The sequence below is a fragment of the Lelliottia sp. SL45 genome (genome assembly GCF_026672535.1).
Classification (GTDB): Bacteria; Pseudomonadota; Gammaproteobacteria; order Enterobacterales; family Enterobacteriaceae; genus Enterobacter; species Enterobacter nimipressuralis.
The window spans coordinates 111,534-130,499 of record NZ_JAPPRH010000012.1; the positions used below are offsets into that span (position 1 = coordinate 111,534).

The 18,966-nt window shown below is 46.1% G+C and carries 22 protein-coding genes; 8 read left to right on the plus strand and 14 right to left on the minus strand.

Features of this window, described 5'->3' with window-relative positions:
• Nucleotides 1-21 precede the first annotated feature (21 nt).
• Nucleotides 22-1,341 carry a DUF1173 family protein gene (locus OVA10_RS24485; RefSeq protein ID WP_109728070.1) on the plus strand — a complete coding sequence of 440 codons (1,320 nt, stop codon included), beginning with the start codon at nt 22-24 and terminating at the stop codon, nt 1,339-1,341.
• A 12-nt stretch (nt 1,342-1,353) separates the two neighbouring features.
• A complete protein-coding gene (locus tag OVA10_RS24490) occupies nt 1,354-1,557 on the plus strand; it encodes a hypothetical protein (protein WP_000121164.1) in 204 nt (67 codons plus the stop codon).
• A gap of 63 nt (nt 1,558-1,620) precedes the next feature.
• On the opposite strand, the gene OVA10_RS24495 is transcribed toward OVA10_RS24490, so the two are convergent.
• Together OVA10_RS24495 and OVA10_RS24500 are read right to left on the minus strand one after the other, a co-directional pair.
• The gene (locus OVA10_RS24495; RefSeq protein ID WP_109728069.1) at nt 1,621-2,826 is read right to left on the minus strand and encodes an ATP/GTP-binding protein; all 1,206 of its coding nucleotides are present in this window, start codon (nt 2,824-2,826) and stop codon (nt 1,621-1,623) included.
• A complete protein-coding gene (locus OVA10_RS24500) occupies nt 2,823-3,641 on the minus strand; it encodes a DUF4942 domain-containing protein (protein WP_109728067.1) in 819 nt (272 codons plus the stop codon). Before OVA10_RS24500 ends, OVA10_RS24495 begins: the two co-directional genes overlap by 4 nt.
• Nucleotides 3,642-4,282: 641 nt before the next feature.
• On the opposite strand from OVA10_RS24500, the gene OVA10_RS24505 reads away from it, so the two are divergent.
• The 6 genes from OVA10_RS24505 (at nt 4,283) to OVA10_RS24530 (ending at nt 7,080) form a co-directional block, all read left to right on the plus strand.
• Nucleotides 4,283-4,663: a hypothetical protein gene (locus tag OVA10_RS24505; RefSeq protein WP_109728065.1), complete on the plus strand. Its 381-nt coding sequence runs from the start codon at nt 4,283-4,285 to the stop codon at nt 4,661-4,663.
• Nucleotides 4,664-4,720: 57 nt separating this feature from the next.
• Nucleotides 4,721-5,386 carry a hypothetical protein gene (locus OVA10_RS24510; protein ID WP_268197124.1) on the plus strand — a complete coding sequence of 222 codons (666 nt, stop codon included), beginning with the start codon at nt 4,721-4,723 and terminating at the stop codon, nt 5,384-5,386.
• A gap of 59 nt (nt 5,387-5,445) precedes the next feature.
• Entirely contained in the window at nt 5,446-5,901 is a 456-nt protein-coding gene (locus tag OVA10_RS24515) for a hypothetical protein (RefSeq protein ID WP_268197125.1), read from the plus strand.
• A 41-nt stretch (nt 5,902-5,942) separates the two neighbouring features.
• On the plus strand, nt 5,943-6,179 hold the full coding sequence (locus OVA10_RS24520) for a hypothetical protein (RefSeq protein ID WP_024143026.1): 237 nt from the start codon (nt 5,943-5,945) through the stop codon (nt 6,177-6,179).
• 25 nt (nt 6,180-6,204) lie between these two features.
• Nucleotides 6,205-6,498, plus strand: a complete 294-nt coding sequence (locus tag OVA10_RS24525) for a hypothetical protein (protein ID WP_139569868.1) — start codon at nt 6,205-6,207, stop codon at nt 6,496-6,498.
• A 177-nt stretch (nt 6,499-6,675) separates the two neighbouring features.
• Entirely contained in the window at nt 6,676-7,080 is a 405-nt protein-coding gene (locus tag OVA10_RS24530; RefSeq protein ID WP_001287391.1) for an H-NS family histone-like protein, read from the plus strand.
• Between the two features lie 607 nt (nt 7,081-7,687).
• On the opposite strand, the gene OVA10_RS24535 is transcribed toward OVA10_RS24530, so the two are convergent.
• From OVA10_RS24535 to OVA10_RS24590, 12 genes are all read right to left on the minus strand, one after another.
• On the minus strand, nt 7,688-8,545 hold the full coding sequence (locus OVA10_RS24535; protein WP_268197126.1) for an HNH endonuclease signature motif containing protein: 858 nt from the start codon (nt 8,543-8,545) through the stop codon (nt 7,688-7,690).
• 15 nt (nt 8,546-8,560) lie between these two features.
• Nucleotides 8,561-8,869: a hypothetical protein gene (locus tag OVA10_RS24540; RefSeq protein ID WP_001224686.1), complete on the minus strand. Its 309-nt coding sequence runs from the start codon at nt 8,867-8,869 to the stop codon at nt 8,561-8,563.
• A gap of 549 nt (nt 8,870-9,418) precedes the next feature.
• Complete coding sequence (locus OVA10_RS24545) at nt 9,419-9,844, minus strand: hypothetical protein (protein WP_109728052.1); 426 nt, start codon at nt 9,842-9,844, stop codon at nt 9,419-9,421.
• 251 nt (nt 9,845-10,095) lie between these two features.
• Entirely contained in the window at nt 10,096-10,884 is a 789-nt protein-coding gene (locus tag OVA10_RS24550) for an HNH endonuclease signature motif containing protein (protein WP_268197127.1), read from the minus strand.
• Nucleotides 10,885-10,923: 39 nt separating this feature from the next.
• Nucleotides 10,924-11,334, minus strand: a complete 411-nt coding sequence (locus OVA10_RS24555) for a hypothetical protein (RefSeq protein ID WP_268197128.1) — start codon at nt 11,332-11,334, stop codon at nt 10,924-10,926.
• Nucleotides 11,335-11,435: 101 nt separating this feature from the next.
• Nucleotides 11,436-11,642: a hypothetical protein gene (locus OVA10_RS24560; protein ID WP_000134171.1), complete on the minus strand. Its 207-nt coding sequence runs from the start codon at nt 11,640-11,642 to the stop codon at nt 11,436-11,438.
• Nucleotides 11,643-11,702: 60 nt separating this feature from the next.
• Nucleotides 11,703-13,028: a type II toxin-antitoxin system HipA family toxin gene (locus tag OVA10_RS24565; RefSeq protein WP_109728046.1), complete on the minus strand. Its 1,326-nt coding sequence runs from the start codon at nt 13,026-13,028 to the stop codon at nt 11,703-11,705.
• A gap of 4 nt (nt 13,029-13,032) precedes the next feature.
• Nucleotides 13,033-13,326, minus strand: coding sequence for a helix-turn-helix transcriptional regulator (locus tag OVA10_RS24570; protein WP_024143021.1), 294 nt, complete (start codon nt 13,324-13,326; stop codon nt 13,033-13,035).
• A gap of 420 nt (nt 13,327-13,746) precedes the next feature.
• The gene (locus OVA10_RS24575) at nt 13,747-14,604 is read right to left on the minus strand and encodes a hypothetical protein (RefSeq protein WP_268197129.1); all 858 of its coding nucleotides are present in this window, start codon (nt 14,602-14,604) and stop codon (nt 13,747-13,749) included.
• Between the two features lie 715 nt (nt 14,605-15,319).
• On the minus strand, nt 15,320-16,708 hold the full coding sequence (locus OVA10_RS24580; protein WP_268197130.1) for a hypothetical protein: 1,389 nt from the start codon (nt 16,706-16,708) through the stop codon (nt 15,320-15,322).
• A 4-nt stretch (nt 16,709-16,712) separates the two neighbouring features.
• Entirely contained in the window at nt 16,713-17,210 is a 498-nt protein-coding gene (locus OVA10_RS24585) for a hypothetical protein (protein WP_268197131.1), read from the minus strand.
• Between the two features lie 201 nt (nt 17,211-17,411).
• Nucleotides 17,412-18,059 carry a hypothetical protein gene (locus OVA10_RS24590; RefSeq protein ID WP_112823632.1) on the minus strand — a complete coding sequence of 216 codons (648 nt, stop codon included), beginning with the start codon at nt 18,057-18,059 and terminating at the stop codon, nt 17,412-17,414.
• Nucleotides 18,060-18,966 lie beyond the last annotated feature (907 nt).

Here is an 18,966-nt window from a genome sequence, read left to right on the forward strand (position 1 = left end):
CTTCCAGTTTAGGAGATTATTATGAGCCAAAAATTCGCAGTGATGATTGCTTACGACGACGATCCAAACGTCAAAAGGTATTCACCTGACTTTCAAACGCAGGATGAATTTGCTAAAGGGTGGCAGTCGGCTCTTAAAAAGGCACATCACACCTCAGGTCAAAAATCAGTCATTACCTGCGGATGTCGTGGAAAAGGAGAAAAGCGACTTTATGTTCGTGCTTTACCGAACGGTGATGCCTTTATTCTCGTCAAAGCCGCTAACACGGGCATTGAGCATGATCCTTCCTGCGTATTCTTTTCCCTTGATGCCCGGCATACCGGCCTGAAAGGATATGCGAGTGGTGTGGTCCGTATTACAACCGAAGGGGATATGGCTGTAAGGCTCGGTATCGGTATGACAGAGAAAGATCCTCCTGAAAAATCAGAAGTGCCTCCCCTGCCCCATGTTCAGCGACCAGAAGGTGGTCAGGCCTCAATGACCCTCCTGGGCTTGCTTAGTCTTTTGTGGACAGAGTCTGGTCTGAATGTCTGGTACCCGAAAATGGCAGGGAAACGTAACGACTCGCTGGTACGGTATCGTCTGCATGAAACCGCTAAACAAATTCGTACCGGCAGAGCCTGCATAGGTGACCATTTATTCATTGGTGTACCTGACCCGAAACAACCTGTCGTTCAGTCGCAGATTCAGCGTCTTTCATCACAGGCGATGAGTGATAAACGTCTCATGCTCCTGTCAGTTTTACCTCGCTACGATGCTGAAAAGCATGAGAAGCCACTTAAATTTTTACCCCTGCGGAATTTTGGGGGGCTACCGCTGATTTTTTTCAATTCTGAAGGCCATTGGGACAGCGTAAAGAAACGATTTTCATCGGAGTACGCAGCATGGAAATCCGGAGCGAAAATTGTTGTCTTTGCGTTGACGTCACCAGCTGCGGTAACCGGCAGAGGGCCTTCTGTAAGAGCTCATCAAATTGTGCTGATGCACGTTAGCGAGAACTGGATACCTCTGGACTCCTCCTATGAGGCGGTTGTTGCAGAAAAGCTGGATGCCGAGCACCGGCAGTACGTTAAGCCCATGCGTTATGATGCGAGCATTAGTGAGGTGTTCCCTGACTTTTACCTGCTCGACACCAAAAGCGATAAGCCGTTCCCGATGGAAGTATTTGGTATGGCCACCCCTGCTTATCTGGCACGAAAGCAACTCAAAAAGGATTTTTACAACCGTGAATATGGGCCTTATGGATGGTGGCACTGGGATGCGACCACAGCATCTGAAACTATGGTGCTGCCTCATTTTCCAGAATCACGCAAACCTCTTTCAACTGACACACCTGCTTAAAATGGAGAAAAAATGTCCTACATGCTTTCGCTAAGCGAACAGACAAAACTGAACGCTTTCCTGTCAGGGATCCTTGATGATTACAAGACTGGGGTTATCACTCAGATACAAGCTGTTGGTAAAATTGGTAACGTGTTTTCTGCACTGGAAAGTGGAGACTCCAAAAAGGTAGTGCATTTGTTGACTGAAGGACGAAAACTCCTGCGGACGGGCTGAATGTCCGCAGAAGTTCTAATGCGCCAGGGGATGCAAAGAAGTGTATCAACCTGGCTTCATTTATCATGATGTTTTTCTGCTACGCGGCTGTTTTGACTTTCCAGTACCTCCCCCTGCCATTGCACCAGTCAATGTATCAATGGTGCCTTTTAGGGATTCTGAGATTGTTTTCTCCGCCTCCAGGGTAGCTTCCAGCTTCATTACTTTGGCCTGGAGCGTTTTTAGTTCATTGCTTTGTTCAGCCATTTCCGCTTCATAGCCATGGCTAACCAAAGTTACTTTTTTCAGGTCGGCGCTCAGCGACTCGTTTAGCTTATGGAGTTCAGTAAGCTCGGCATTCACCGCCACCAGGTCACCCTCTATTCCGGACAGTGTACTTTTCAGCTCAGAACAAAGGTTCTGTGCAGCAATCAATTCCTGTTCAAACCTGTCCCTCTCTGCCTTTGTATCTGACACAGTCTGACTTAACTGGTCGCATTGTCTGGAAAGACCGGCGTTATCAGAACGCTGCGTGTTGATCTCTTCGTTCAGCTTTTTTTGATATTCAAGGTGACCAGCGATCTCTGTTTTACGTTCAGCCAGTTGCTGGGAGAGTGAGTCATTTGACTGCTGTGCGAGGCTTAATTCATGCCGTGCACTATCTAACTGGCGATGGCAAGTTTCGAGATCTGCTTCGGCAGCAGTCAGCTTTGTTTGTAACTCCAGAACAGTACTGTTCCGGATCTCTAATTGTCCCTGTAGCGCCTGATTCTCAAGTTTCAGCTCATCCATATCGGTAGCGTTTTGCTCAAGCCGCTGTAACAGCTGCGTCACCTCCTGCTCCAGCTGCATGCTACGTGCTTCAGCTTTTTTAACGCTGTCACTCTGTATTTCGGTATAGCTCATACGGTAGTGCCAGGTAATGAACGAGATAAGGTCGCCGAGTGCAACCTTTACCGGGTCGGGTATGTCCAGGTAACGGGCCTCTTCAGGAACCTCCTTCACATACTCCTGGTACTTACCGAACATCTCCTGTGACCTTGCAAACGAGCCGCCAACAGCGTTCCTGAGCCAGTGAACTTTGAAGCTCAGATCGATATTTTCCGGGTTAATTTTTTTCTCTTCGCACAGACGTTCGATTGCATTGAAGTAATCGATCATCGCAATAGATGAGTACCTTGAACGGCCCAGTTCCTTTGTGTTTTCTGCGGATTCGCTGATGATGTCATCTTGAACCCCTGGCGGGGTAGCATCGATCAGGCTTTTTTCTTTATCGTTTTCGATCATCATTTTTTTCCTGCGGCCGGAAGCTGGTTTGCAAAATATATGCTGATAAGATCGTTCAGAGCATTCAGAAGCGAGATACTGTCGATGCAAATATGAACGTTTCCATTCTCAAACAGGCGACACCGCCAGCCATTCTCATCGCAGACCTCGCCTGTGAATTCTGTATTTCTGAAGGCCGTCAGCCTGTCGACCATACTCAGCCCACCGCCGGTTGCAGGTGTTGGAGTATCAGAACAGATGCATACAATATTCTCAAAGTCGCGTAAACAAAAGTGATTGTCCTGCGAGAAACCGTTGTACCTCAGCATGTTCACACCAGGAAAAATCCCCCTAAGAACAAGCTTTTTTGGCATTGTATATTGCCGGGCATTGCTTTTGAAACTTCGGTCAAGCTTGTTGAGAACATCAACGAAACCTTCTGCAAGCGTGTCCCGTCTGTTAGCCAGTGCATGCTGTAATGTTCCCTTAACAATCTCCAGGGAAGCGACGGGCGGATCTGAACGTAGTGATTCGTTAAAGGCTTCTTTTTGTTTATGGTTCCAGTACCGGTCCATACCCGTTTCTTCAAAGAGCCTTTTCCACGTTTTACGGTCAATTTCCTTACGCCCTTCCTCGATGGTGCGATCCAGTGAGGCCGGAAGACCAAATGCGTTTGGCTGCATAATTCTGCTGGCGAAGAGAGAGAGCCCGCATAGTTCCGACGCTTCCGAGATTAACCGCATCCCTTCTTCGAATTTCTGCATGGCCATATCCCGGGCGCTGATGAGCTGCCCTGTCCGGCTCACCGGTACTGGCTCAGAACCCTGGTTTTGAGTCATTTCACACTCCATTTTGGTATGTCAGAAGATATTAATTTGAGCAAAGGTAAGACCCTCTCAAACCTATAGGATTAGCGTAGAAACGCATTTAGTAAAGGCTTTACTATTTACTAATGACTAACATTTTAACACTTTCAGATATGCCAGCAATAACCCCGGGCGGCCAAATAATGTGAAGAGTTCCTCCAGCGAGCCCCTCCTCTCTATCCGGTTGATTTTTAAGGTTTTTAAATGTCAGCCTTATGTAAACCTGTGGGATTTACTCCTAATTAAATCCCATAGTATAAAAAACAGGCATTTATAAGCTTTAATGGCGTGACGTTGTCACGTATATCCATGTAATTTAGTCACTAGTAAAGAGTTAACTAGTAACTATCTGCCTGATCGGTGTGCTTGAACGGTGCACTCCAGGCCGGATATAAAAATTGATGAGAGATATACAGAAAATGATGGACTGGCTTAATAAGCCAACCTTTCTTGCGAGGATTGATGCTGTTGAACACGCTATAAAGCGAAAATGCCCCTTTTTAACCTATAGGTAGGGCACTATGAGTAAGATACAATCAAATCGCCAGACAGATGGTTATTACATGATGATCAAAGCGGGCTAATACAAGCGTTATCGCTGAGACGAGGCTTCAATGACAAATACACTTGACCCATCACGCGAGCAAATCGAAATGTGGCGCAGAGCTACCGGTTCCGAAGGTGGACTCAACGAATACCGCAACTGGATTCTGGAAAACAGAATGAGATTTACAGCATACGGTATTCATACCGTTATCGTCGAAGGTGAGGCGAAGCATATAACAGCGCTTGATGATGTTACCCTCTGTAACGAGTGGGCGAAGCTTAAAAGAGAAAACAATAGGCTTTACGCAGCAAATGAAAAAATTTGCTCTGGCTGGCGTGGTTTTGTATTGCGTTTGTTAGGAATAACACTGCCATGCAGAAAACCGGTCATCTTACTGGGGGCAGATGGGAAGAATCAAAATGATGCCGTGAAAGGGGCTGATTTGTAATTTTCAGGCGAACCCACCGTTCTTAGAAAGCTGTTCTATGGGTATGTAAGGCAGATAATGATCTCTGAACGCTCAGTACACTTAATCACTTCCTGTACAAAGGGCAAGAATCATCAGGGCCACGTCTGGCCGACATTGGACATAGATCCAAAACAAACTCCGGACGACGCAGCATATGCCTGGAGTAACATTGTAAACGACGCCAGAAGTAATCAGGCGGTACCGGCGTTGTCCTTGTATTCAGGTAATCACTGGTCTACGGCAAAGGAAATTTTAAACTCAACCAGAAATCTGGAGTTGTGGATAATCTCTGCCGGGATGGGGTTTTTAAATAGTCGAGATCGGGTGCCCTCTTACGAGGCGACATTTCATCAAGTACCATTCAGGCATGATCTCTGGTGGAAAGCCCTCACAAAATCACTAGGAAAGCATAACCTTTGCGCAACTATAAGCCAGTTAATGCAGTCCAGTCCGAATGATGAATATTTGATTGCGGCTTCGCCTGTTTATATTGCTGCTGTCCAGAATGACATCCTGAAGGGCATCGAGAGTTTGACTCATCCTCTTACGCAACTAACGATCGTGACATCAGGGGCATATGCTGGCCCACTTGAAGAATACTTAATTAAGAGTTCTTCAAGAATGATGAAAGACCTGGAGTGCAATATGGTGTGCCTGAATATCAAACTGGCTCAATACATACTTAAAAGTGGTAGTCGTTAGAACTAGCCTGTTAATGATACAATTCTCCTGTATTTTTAGGTTTATAAAAGGTCTTAAATATGTTCAAAAACAGATTCTCTTTCTTGTGTCTTACTGTCGCATCGTCACTTGCGCTTACTGCCTGCGATGTAGTTGATGCAGCCTATGACGAGACTTTCAATGATAATGCACCCGAAATTGTAATAGCTGGAGGATTCAAAATTGATATCCAAGGTAATGCAGTTCCGGTTGAGGGATATGATAATTGCTCTTTGAATACTCTTCAGGGAAGCGTTGATACGGATAAATCAAATTGTATTGTTCTGGATAGAACGCGTAAAAAAGTACCGGTTCTAGTTCATTTGTCATCCGGTCCCGTCAAAGAAGAATGGAAGATCGAGTACCAGGTTGAAAAAAACAAATCCGGCAAAAATTTCATCCAAACTCGTATGATTAGACCTGACGGTAACTTTGTAGTGCCTGCATCCTCAGAACGAGGGATCTTTAGTGGCAAGCATTACAGTCAAGCCAGCTAAGTCAAGTCTGTCCGTTCAAACAGAAAAAAGGTTTCTTAAAAATGACGTTATCCGCTGCGTTGCAAGGCACTTTTAAAGAGATGAGGAAAGACAATACAGTAGGCATCTCAGTTCAAACTTGTTCTGATATTTTTGACAGCAATGTTCCTCCGGCTTATGTTTTCTGGCTTTATCGTCTCAAAGCGGGAGAAACTTTGCCACGCGGAAGGTTTTTCAGAAAAAGAAAGCCAATCATCAATGTCATGGCAGTTGTTCATGATACTGCATCCGAAAAATAAAGGCGCTAGCAGGAAAGTAACTTTTATGAACGTAATTGCAGCTGGGATTTTTTGCTTTATTTTTTACCCTTCAGCTTTCGCTTATGCTTGTTATAAAAAGAGATGGCTAGAGTGGATTTTTCTTACTTTAATTATGATTTTTGCTTCTGCCATTTCGATTCAACAATACAATGATGCGAATTTTGTAAGTGAGTTAAATTACCCTATGTTTATCTCCGCCATATATGGACTGTCACTGGCATGGTTTCCTTTTCCGATTGCTTATATTGTTCTGCGCTTCCTTCTTGATGATTTACAGCATGAGTACCCTAAACAGTGAGCAGATTTTAAGACTCATGAACAACATCGAAAGCACGAATCAGTCTGCAAAAGGAAGATAAGGAGTATTCTTAGCAAGATATCTTTGTACCTGAAGACATAAAGCTGGCATCTTTTTCCTTATAGAGTGTATTATGATTAAGTAAATCCTTATCAAAGAATTAGAAAGTGAGGTCGTATGTCTGAAGCACTCAAATCGTTAAACAATATTCGTACTCTTCGCGCCCAGGGCCGCGAGCTGCCTTTAGAAGTACTTGAGGAAATCCTCGAAAAGCTTAATGTCATTGTTGATGAGCGTCGTCAGGAAGAATCATCCAAAGCTGCCGAACTGCAAGCTCGTCAGGAGAAACTTGACGCCCTGCGTAAGTTAATGGAAGAAGATGGTATCAACCCGGAAGAGCTGCTGGGCTCATTCCAGGCCAAATCTACGGCTACCAAGAAAAGCCGTGAACCACGCCCGGCCAAATACTCATTTACTGATGAAAATGGCGAAACAAAAACGTGGACTGGACAGGGCCGTACCCCCAAAGCTCTGGCAGAACAAATTGCAGCCGGTAAAAGTCTTGATGATTTCCTGATCTAACTTTTGCCACCAGTTTTGAGAGAGGCCACTTCGGTGGCCTTTTCTCATACGGAATCAATTTTCAGGTACAGAAAATATGAAAAATTCAGAACCTAAGAGCTGTGATCCCTATGTGGACAGTTTGATTAGAAATGCAGATGCAAAGGAAGCCCGGTCATTTCTCAAAATATTGAAGCCCTTACCATTCCTTATCGTTATCATCGCTGTATTCTTTTTTTGGGTCTCGTTTTCCCGTTTATTATCCCAGGTCGCGTAAAACCTTTTTAAAGACTCTTCTTCACCAGATACGCTCCCTCACCGGGATGGTTTCAACCTCTTCAGTTTCCCATATTGGCAAAACCGTCAGGAAATAAGACGGTACCCTCCACGCTTTCCATTAAAGCGGGATGACGACGCCCAGTTCTTACGACCAGACTCCACGTTTTCGATTAGGATGCCTTTGGGCCCTTCTAACGAGGCCACCTCAACAACTCGCACTTTCCGGATCAGTCTTGGATCCACTTCTTCCCAGATCTGGCCAACTGTAATTTCTTTTTGGGTTTGCATTTAATCTCTCGCTGTCATTTAGTGAACAAGACTAATCCTCGCCGTGGTTCAGCTTATGGCTTTATTTACGCTGACGATCCTTAGCCTTAAATTTTTGCCATCGTATCCGAAGGTTTTCGATGTTAACCGGAACTTGCATGCGTGTCGTCTCTATCTCATTCCCATGCCATTTCAGGAGATCATCATCCAACTCCCGGGCCTCCCGGCTGAAGTAAATTTTCATAGTGTCAGGGTTTATGGCGCAATGGTCATTGTCGAACAGTGTATGGATATCACGGCGAAGTAAAATTCCGTTCGTTACGTCGGGAATGCCTTCTTCATGACGGGGCGTTAAGTGCGCGGCCTCAGTACGCCAAGGGGACCTTACGCCGGTGACAACACATCGCCCGTAGCAATTCAACCTAACATCCCGGGCGAAAGGACCTTGGTCAGGACTGGTGACAGAAGTACATTCCTGGCCCTCTTTGTAGATACGCTTCGGGAAGTCGATAGTGGTTTGAGCTGTTTGGGAACGTGACACATACGTAACCCCTTTATATCTCCTAACCCCCCCATTAAAAGTGGTAGGAATCGAGCTAGTTATGGCCACCAGTTTCACATCGCCCATTTCGACGATCTTTAGGCTCTTATTAGCGGCTACATGTAACTGGATGAATTTACCTACGAACACATCATGGTTCTCATCTTGTCTTTCAACACACAAAACGACATGGTCGAAGGTTCTCTTGTCAGAGATTACCCAGTTGCCGGTTTTCACACGGCCTGCTTCACTCACCCCTGCGGTAAGATCGGGTATGAGCGTCCCCTGCATGCCGTCAGTTCGAATTGAAAGAATTTCACCCGATAAACCCAGCTCTGCAAGCTCACTAATAAACGGTCTTTTCTTCCGGCTTACCGGTTTTGGCTTCGTCATTTTCATCTTTGCTGTAGCACCTCAGTACCCCATTGCTCGTTCCTGGCGGGACAGCCGTTCATCAGCTGCCTGAAGACGCTCATCACGCCGCCGTGCTGCCAGAACCCGTCGTTCTGAAAAAGACATAGCCGCTACGTTTGGTACGCTGAGCTTACCGTCACCGGCACAAACGTCACAGCGAACATCAAATGCTCCGGCAAAATACTTTTCACGCATTTCTGGCTCCCACTCAGCCATTTCTGATTGGGTGAATCCATTTTCAAAGGCCGGGTTTTCCATGGTCCCGTGGCCTTCGCACTGGTGACAGATTATGTACTTAAATTTGCGCATGTAACGCTCCTGTATATGATGGATGAACCACTCTCGTTCAGGGTTATGGCGAAATGTTTATCGCCGCAGCGAGAGATTCAGTCTTGCTATCAATATTCCGGAAGGTTGTCCGCCTGATTTCAGGGTAAGCATTCATTCACTGGCCGGTTCTACCTTATTATTCATACAGATTAAAGTAGTTGTGCCTGCTACTGCGGTCATCTTCCTTGACAAAGTAAGCAAAGTTTGAAAAATTTAACACCGACGAAAGGCCCATACCTTCGTTAGTGTGCGAAAGCCGCTTGCGAGCGACGGAATAGGTGAAAGCTTTAGTCAGGGTTAATTACCCTGTCTGCGGTGATGGGATGGCTCAGGCGTATATCATCACTCCTTCCAAAGTCCGTACACACTCTTTCAGCCCTTGCAGAAATGCAGGGGCTGTTTCATATCAGACAAGCGCAATGAAACTTTCAAATGCTTTCCAGAAATTTAAAGGCCTTAAGCTATATCTGTATCTTACGGTCCCAGCACGAAAAGTAACTTTCCTGAAGAGGAACCGCATTGCCAGACTTAACTTTCTAAACGATTAAAGTTACACCAGGCTGTAAATGGTGAAACAGTTTTTGAAGCCCATGTAACACCGCTGTCGGAAAGATAACTAGCCCCAAGACGTCTAACTTCTTTTTGATGTAGAGCTAATTCTTTCGGATCGGCAATATCTTCCACCACGCTCATCATGGCCACCTGAACTCCGGGAGATGCCGTTTTATAAGCTGTCGAGCTTGCAACTGAATTTTTCAGGATTGCCACTCTTTCTTTTTCTGGTCGCCCGTTGTCAGACGTATTCGCGTACGTTGTACCCGCAACTAACAATGGAAGACTGGCGTTGGCACAGAACTGCATAACGCGTTTTTGCTGGAGCTGTAATTCAGTGGCTGCGAATGCTTTACTGCATCCGAGGATCCCGATAATCATCACTAACGCTGCTTTATTCATAAAATTGAAACCGTCCTTATTAAACTTTAAATGTTGCGGTTAACACTGTGTGGAGATGTATGGACTGGATAATACTCACACGCCTGCGCCTGCCAGTATACGGGCTCAGGTATTAAACCTAAGAGATCTGGTGCACCGGTTTTTACCTTTTCATTTCGGTTTTATCTTGAGCCTGGCTCTTGAGTTTAAATTTATAGGTTTGGAGCATGCAGGTTTCACTGACGGGTTTTCTCCCATCCTGGTTGTAACCATCATTGTTCCTGAGCCAGGCCCTGGTATCCTGCCCAGCGTACGGCCAGCCGCTCTAAGTCCAGATCGTACACCAGCGGTGTGATTTTACGGCCTTCGAACAGCTCGCCCAGCTCAATGCCTGGCTTAAAATGAACGGTCAGGGTGGCCGGATCTATGCCCATGAGATCGGCATCAAACAGCGCATGCATTGTTGGTGTCATCAGGATACCGTTAGACGGATTGTACCGGGTTCCATGTTCAATGTGTGCCGCATCCAGGACACCGCCATTAACCCAACCGGTTACCGCACAACGGCCCGCGAAATTCTCGATGAGCAGAACTTTGAATTTACCCTGTGCCACGCCACTACGTTGCGTCACTACACGCTCGCAGTGCTCACCCATGATATCTACGTCAGGTTTACGCATCGGCTCGCTGGTGGCTGTCTCAGCTTGTTTAAGGCTGGAACGTGGATAGGCCAGGTTATATGCTGCGCCTGTGGTCATTTGCTCGATAACCGCAGGCGCATATCCTTCGGCTTCGAGCTTACGATATGCAGCCCGGTAGTCTCTTTGGGTTTTTAGCGGGTAAATGTTTCCGCCTTTACCATCGAAAGCGATAAACCAGAAATCGTCCGTGCCAGTTTCCAGATTTCTGCAACGTTTCAGATGCCATCCGCCTTCTCTCGCCCAGATGGTACGGTTATTTCTGGCATTCGTTTTGTCATAACCGTTCTCGTCAAGCCAGCTATCAAAGCTGGTCAGCCCCAGATCCTGAACCTCCAGAGAAGGCACTCGAATGACTTGCAAGGTATGGCGGGGTCTTGGCTCTCTCATCTTGATCTCTTTCTAGCGCTGGTCTGGGAAATACGGATATTGCGGGCCATATTCATAGTCATGTGGGCCTGGCTCAACTTCCCAGAACGGACGCCCGTTAATAGTCTTAGGGCCGCGCTCGTTTACGATATCCTCTACATCCTGGATATGTGTCGACATAATTCCCAGTAATAGTTGATCTTCGGCAGTCAGTGTCACGGTTGCACCGTCGATACGGCTGTAAAGGTCGGCAAACTGTTTACCTGCACCGTGCAACCGGTGCTCCGCTACACTTCTGATTGCGTGTAAGTCCAGCTCCGCCGCTTCCATGCGATCCATGTATAGTTTCATTTCTTTACGCAAAGCGCTCAGCTCACGGGCTTTAATAAATCCGTAGGCGTACCCACCCAGGGCGATAACTGCAATGATTGCTAAAATAGCCATTTATTTTCTCTCACGTTATTCAGGCCGCCGCTTTAGTCTTAATGTGAAGTCTGGGAATTCGCTGGATTTTAAGTACGTTTTCATCCCCAGACCGACAGATGCTAAGGCGCGATCCCTACACTCCATTTGTAAGTATCAGGCCCATCTTCTCCGCTGGTGGCATCAGCTACAATCTGTGCATAACGTTCTCCAGCAAGTTCTCTTACCATCTGATCCACGACCCATTGCAGATGATGCATTTCATCGGTTCCGCCGTAACGACAAGCCAGCTCAATAGCCCGCTCTATTCTTTTTTGTTCTTCAGTCATCCTGAATCCTCACGCTTACATCAGCTAATCTGAAAACATGCCCACTATAAATTGCGGCTGTTATTTCTCAGCCAGGCGCCTGCATTGCTGCCTCATTCCATCAAAAATACTTTCCGCAAGCTGCTGGGGGAACTGGTCCGGAAGAAGCCCGCTAACACGTTCAATGACACCTGGGGTTCTGGCGATGATTTCCTCTATCATCGCCTCTGTCTGCTGTTTACTCAGGCCGGTTATCTCACCATGTCTGATCCAGTGGCGTCGTTGTATTCGATATATCTGGTAATAGTTGCTACTGCCACGTACGGCCATCGCCAGTTTGCACTTCTGCCAGGATATCTGATTGTTCCCATGACCGATCACCGGCCATGCCGACAACACATCATAGAGTGGTGTTAGGTGATATCGTCCCTGTGGCCCAATAGAAATACTGAAATTTTTAGCGTGGCCATCTGTTGCGGCCATCATCCAGAAAATTATCTGCGTCATAAAAAACTGCGCTTTGTCATGCTCAGCGCGGTCTGAATTACTCAGAACTTCCATAATTTCCGATATACCTGGCCCGCCGTCCGCCTGATATTTTCGTAATGGCGAAACGCCCAGGGCCTGACACATATCTTCCTGGGGTAAACGAATGATCCATTGTCCGTCTCCTGACCATTTTCGGTCAAAACGTTCTACCACCAGCGCTTTCTGATCTTCAAAGTGAGCAATCTGCGTTCTTGCCACGGGGAGCCCGTACTGTTCGAGAAGTACCGAGCAGAGCCATTCATTTTCAACCGACGAGCTCATGTCGGCTTTCATGTTCCCCACAAGTCCGAGCGGTAGCTTGAATATATGCGTCGTTGGTGTATTACCCTCCGGCATACACCACCGATCTTCATGCCACAGTAGGGCTGTTTTCTCCTGAGCACCGGCAATCGATAAACGTAAGTCGTCGTTATCTTCTGGCCTGCCCGGTAGCAATGTCTCCGTGGTATTACGCAAAGTTGCCGCAATTTCTGATTCAGTAAGAGGGTGATACTTCACGGAATATAAATCTGTGGGTTCGTCTCCGTCATGAAGCAGCTGTATCGCGCCCACGCAGTCTTTTCCCAGCTCCGTCAGCAGATCAAAAGGCTCCAGGCTATCGGCCTTGTAACGCATTGCCAGACGTCTGCGTATGCCTTCGCTGTCCGGGAGTAAATTATCAAAATAGTCACGTACCACATTTCCACGCCAGACCTGGTTCCCGGGAGTAAAAGGAAGGGACAATGACAGCGGCCTTCCCTGTTCGTCAGCAACCCATTCAGGAAGGTATTCTAAGCTGTCTACCCCTTTGCTTTTTTCCCAGTACCCGACTTTGATGCCGTTCATCCAAATTACCAGACGTTGCTGTTTCCGGCTCATATCGTTACCAATCCTCCTGTCGTGCAGGTGAATTTAATTTATATATTTCTTCCGTCTGCTTCCTCTCTGAAGAAGTGGTTGCCGAGGAGAAGCTGATTTTTACACCCAGGACGGAAAACACCTTGAATAGCCGTTCAATGCTCGCACTGGCAGGGTTGGCTTCCAGACGTGAGTATGTCTGTTGAGTGACCCCTAACCTTTCGGATAGGTCTTTTTGCGTCAGGCCATTCGCCTTGCGAAAACCAATGAGCAAGGGACGCAACTGGTTGAGCGTGTTTAACGGGTAATCATTATTGATCATAAGCTGGCCTCGGCAGTTCCTCTGATACACCTTTCAGGCTGTTTTCTAAACATACACCCTAAAAGCTGTAATATCAAATTAACAGCCTATAGGCTGTTAAATATAAATACAGCCTTTAGATTGTTAAAAAAGTGACACCATAGAGCTTTTAGTCGGGTTTGGGGAGTATGGAACCTTTTGCGATATGCTGTCTGCACTTATCGAAACGGTAAAGTGACGTTTACGCGGTCTATAGGCTGGAACACCAGACGGAAGCTGGTAACCAATTACGTTTGGTATAACAGGTGGAAAGGCGTATGAATGGCAGTAACATCGGAAAATGGAAACTATCTGGTTGTATTAGCACCCATATCTGAGTTCAAATAAGTAGCTGCCGGGAAGACCTCCCGGCAGGTGTTCAGACAATAATTCTCGGCTTCAAATTTTATTTCTGCGTATCTTCATCTTGCTCCAGCAAAAAACGAAGCAACCAGATATGATAAAAGCCAGCCCACACAGGAATGATATGACCGCAATGCGGTTGAAAATACCAGCAGTATTACTTTTCTTTTGCGAATAATGAATCGCATCCGATGTTACAGGTTTTTGAAAAGCTGACATTTCAATAAAGTACTTTACATCTTCAGGTACAATATCGACGAGCGGCCCATACTGATAGTTTTTAACAACGCGTTTCAGTTGCTGGACATCTGCATAGCCATTTTTGATTTTGATTTGTGCTGAAACATAATCAGCAACCGGTGTGCTAACAATATTTTTGCCAGTAATATTTTCAATAAAATCAGAAACTTTATTTGCTTCGGCATCGTTGGTTAATTCCAGCAGTTGTCTATAGCTAAAAAGCTTACCATGTGCGAAATCTGGATCTGTTTTTTTAATTTCATAAATTGTCGGGGCAAAAGCTATCATTACACCAGCAATTAAAACACCAAGTGTTCTGAAACCAAAATGTCCGAGAATAAGTTTTCCTATCGACAAGGCTACGAAAATGCTCGCTATCAATTTCGCGATCCCTATTACAATAGGATGTTGATAGGTAATGAGTTCACGAGGAGAACCATAGACTGGCTCCAGAGACGGCGGAACAGCAACGACGAAACTTTTGAGGTGAGGTGTAGATAAAAGTGAAAACATCAGCGCTATAACAGTCGTGGCGATAAGATAAAGTCCGCAATAAAAAAGATTTTCTTTTTTTAGCCAACTCTTAATTTTTTTCCTTGAAAGGTCAGGGAATTTTCCCATCATCATTTTTTTGTTAACCATTTTGGAGTTCATTATTATCACCTGTAATTATCAGTTACATAAAGATGCCCACAAATAGGGCGTGTTTTACAGAGCCGTGAAACAAATGACTGACAGGCTTTTTCCAATGCATGGCGGTTTTAGTGGCTCATAGCTCTCAGGACGGGCAGTGTGCCTTGCGTGGAAATTTAAAGTCAGTTACGTCGCTACTGGAAAATGTGGTCATGCTACGCAGTCATATACGGCTCCCGGTGTTAGGTATTTTAAAAAACAGACTAACATTACACTGGGAGTAAAAAGGTTCTATAACTGCCTAATTTTGATTTATTTCATACCCCATAACGTTAGCTTCACCAGGTGATGTAATAACTTCCCATGTTAGTCAGTTTTTTCCTTTGTGCGGTTCCAGCCCAAGACCCGTTTACGTACCGGAACCAAAGCCACCCACGCAAATATGGCATTTAAGCAATAGGAAAAGATGGAGGAACCTGTTTTTTAACAAAGGGGGGCGCGTCTCGATGCAGCAACAGCTGGATTAGCATCGAGTGAAAATCTGTACCTCAGTAGTGTCAATGAACGTTAGGCTCGATTGAACCGATTTGGTTGTTTCACCACACTCAGGTAAGTGCTGTAGAAATAGATATATTCTGCCTAATGCTTCCCGAAGGAAGCAGGCAGAACATTAAGAGCATTGGGAGGGTTTTAGAAGCTGGTGGGCTATGGAATCCCAGAGGAACTCCGGAGAATATTACTTTACTGGCAAGCTTCCTGCTCTGATGGTCAATGCCTCAATGCTGTTTATATTGTTCTGAAGCCGTTCCAGTTCCGCCTTATCAATACCGGCCCAAAGCTTTAAGTGTCGCTGATAAAGGGACCACTTGAGTGAGTGAAAACCATTCCAGGCTAACCCCATCCAGGAGGCGTAATTCGCATTGAGAATATTGCCGGTGATATACATTTTACCTGCGTTAACAGCACTGGAAGTTCCATAACCCAGGGCAAGCATCATCCGGAAGCGCGGATTTAGCCGCAAAGGCATGGTATCCAGTAAGGTCTCCCCAAAAGCTCCTTTTCCCAGCGATACCTGTTTCGCCACATAGAAAACCCGCATCAAAACTTCCATTATGGTCATCGGAATACTTGTCACGATAAACTGACGAAAGTCATACCCGTTGACATACATGTACTCTATTTGTTTGCCGAAGTTAGAACTCCCCACAGGGATCCCCTCAAGCATACGAAGTAACCCCATAAAAGGAGCCGGTAAACCCATGCCACGGTTTCCTTTTGCTGAGGGGGCATTAACATCCGATGCCAGGTGTCCAAACATTCTGGCGATGAGCCTGAAAATATTGGTTTCGTCGGTAACGCCTTTACTGGAAGGATAAACCACGATCTGTCCATTCTGAACCACCGTACAGGTCCCGTTCAGCATATCCTTTATGCCGAAAATAATGCCCAGTATGGGGTCGTGTGATAAAGCTCTTAAGCGGTGATTTGTGGGAGACAAAACGCCACCGGCTGCACCCACTAAATCGCTGCTGATCGAACTGTCTGGTGCCCCTATAGGGAACAAATCTGAGAGTTTTGTACTCAGGTCCTCCGGCAAAATGGCATTGAAGGCTTTCTGCACCTGTTTATTGAAAATACCATCCACTTCTGTCGTAAAGCTCACCGTAGGTTTTGGCGGGGCTCTGACGCAAAGTAAATCCAGCATGGATGCTATGAGCCCGCATCCGCAGGCAATAGCATAATCCCAGGCGTCGAGTGCGTAGCGATCATTAAATTCTTTAATATGATTCTGGATCCGGGCATCTACGACAGCCAGGTCATCCGTGGAGAGTATTGTGGCCAGTCCAATATCACCGCATACACGCTGGTTAGCCTCGCTATATATGGTCTTGAGACCAGTAGAATGCATGGCAGTATCTGAGGGGGTCATTTCTCGCAGATGATGTTCTTTAAGCGCCAGATGCTCCGCTTCATCAAGTTCAGTGCCGCTGATTAGCCCGGTCAACTGTGCCTTAAGGCTCTCTATATCACTGTTAATTGTCTCGTGAGCGTTCGCGATATCCTGACCACGGAGCTGAATATAACGGATGGCCCTGAGCTCATCATCATAAGGAGACTGACTCATGTGTTTACCTCACCGCGACCAGGCTACCTTTTGGAGCTTTCTTAGTAAGCATGTCGATTGTTGCCTTGATCCCAGCAATTTCTGCCTTAAAAAACTCCGCATTCGACATTAACCTTTCCTGTACTTCATAGAGCTTTTGAATGGCCTGACTGAGGGCGGCTGTCAGTTTCGTATTTTTTTTGTGTTTCACTATCGCGTACCCGCCAATCCCTAACACAGCTACAGGTGCGGCCAATACCGCAATGCCTGCAACCATACCACCACCGACGATAGACCCTGCTGTAGCGAGCCCGGAGGTTATGCCTGCTGCTGACACTCCCGTTGTACCAAGCGTATAGAGAGCACCGAAGGAAGCCGCAGCGCCTACGCCTGACCCCGCCAATGCTGCTGCGCCCTCAGTAATCCCAGGGTACTTATTTTCAAGCGCCTGAAGAGCGCTTGTAACTTCATCCATTGCCTTCTTGCGCATTTTTTCGAGCTCTTCAGTTTCGGTAGCGTCCATTACAGGCCTCGTATTCATAACTTGCTGTGTGATAGGTGAAAAAGTGCACCATAAAAGTGATGAAGAAATCATGACTTACTATAGGTGCACTTTCCAGTTCACGGTGGTCAGATTCAAAGCGTTTTGCTGATAGTAAATGCTGACACCGCATTGCCCGGCCCCGAAAATTATCCAGCCGGGCACCGTCGAAAACTGGTAGTGCTAAAAATCGGTCGATGACTGAACTGACAGGGTTGGAGGTGGACCTGGATGAATTTCACCAATGAGACTACCTATAACATAATACTCACCTTCATCAGATATGATATAGGGCCCCCCTGAGCATCCTTGCTTGTTGTAATGCGAAATTTCAAAACGAGATGTGCAATGCTGGTTAGAGTGTTTAGCGCAGTAGCAGGAAGTGACACTTTGAATTTTCCCAAGGACCGTTGAAAGTGCAGTCTGGCCCAATGGATATCCGACCCCAAATGTTTGCATGTTGCCGACGGGGGGGCGGCGTTTAAAATAGTGGGATACAGGCTGTTTCATTCCAGATGGCAAAATCATTTTCGCACTATCTACAAACGGCATATTGCCTTGAAAGTTGCTTTGGTCATTACAGTCCTTAAGAATGAATTCCACAGGTACGGGGATGGTGTTTACTGGTCCGAGATGATTGTGGAATATCACGTAAAGCTTTTGGTTGTTGCTGCTGGGGTATTTCTTGCCAAGAACATCCGTAACAACATGGGCTGCGGTGAGAAGGTGTTCACTCGTACCGTCATCGAAGCCAAATGCCGTTGCTTCGCGAAATGAACTAGGGTTTGGATTATCACTCACATAGATTTTGCAGACGTAGTTTTCAAGCATTTTAACTTCTCCTTCAGAAGGCAGGTAACCACCAGGTCATACGACCGAAGATATGTCTGCTGAACAAGTCAGGGCAAACAAATGCCCTGGGTGATTTCCCGCCAATTCGATTAGTCTGACCCTCTATGGTACTGCCGCTCCCCCGGACGGGTATGCACAACAGCGTAGGTAAATGACGCCTTCTATTTAGAGAGCAACAGACAAAATTATCGGCAATGTACATGAAAGCATTAATCCATTTATCGGTGTACCAGGCTCAACGTATGATCTTGAACCAACCGGCGAGGGCAACGGAGTGCAAACAAAGTAGTAACTGTAAATCAGGCAGTCAGACATTCGTTAGGTCCATCGACAACAAATTATCTTCCTTCCCTGTCTGTCACTAAAATCATCAGCTATCTACTTACTCAGTAAAATGCTATAAATTCAATTAGTTAAATCTTTGAAGAGCTGTAAGTATACAACTTTAATGTCACGACACGAAAATAGCGATACAACTTTAATGTTAGCGATACAACTTTATTGTCTCATCGCTCCTCCTTGCAATCAGCTGCATACGATCATAAGTGACACAACTTAAATATGACGTGACATCCACCTGAGCAACCTTCGTCATTTCAGATAGTTATCTTATTTGCATGTCCTCATCCCATGAAGGGGAGGACCTACCCCTGGCATCGAGCAAACCTGACCACCCTGCCCTCATTTAGACCCCACATGCGGCAATGGTGCCCTGTCCACGCCGCCCGCGATTTTTGAGGAAATGGGAAGAAAATAAAAAGAAAACAAAAAGATATCGGCTTAAGTACAGGCGCAGAACGGGAATCAGGCGAAGCCTGACAGCACGATGGGGCCTGGCAGGGGGCTTGAGGGATGAGGACATGCAATTGTGATAACCTTCCCGCCA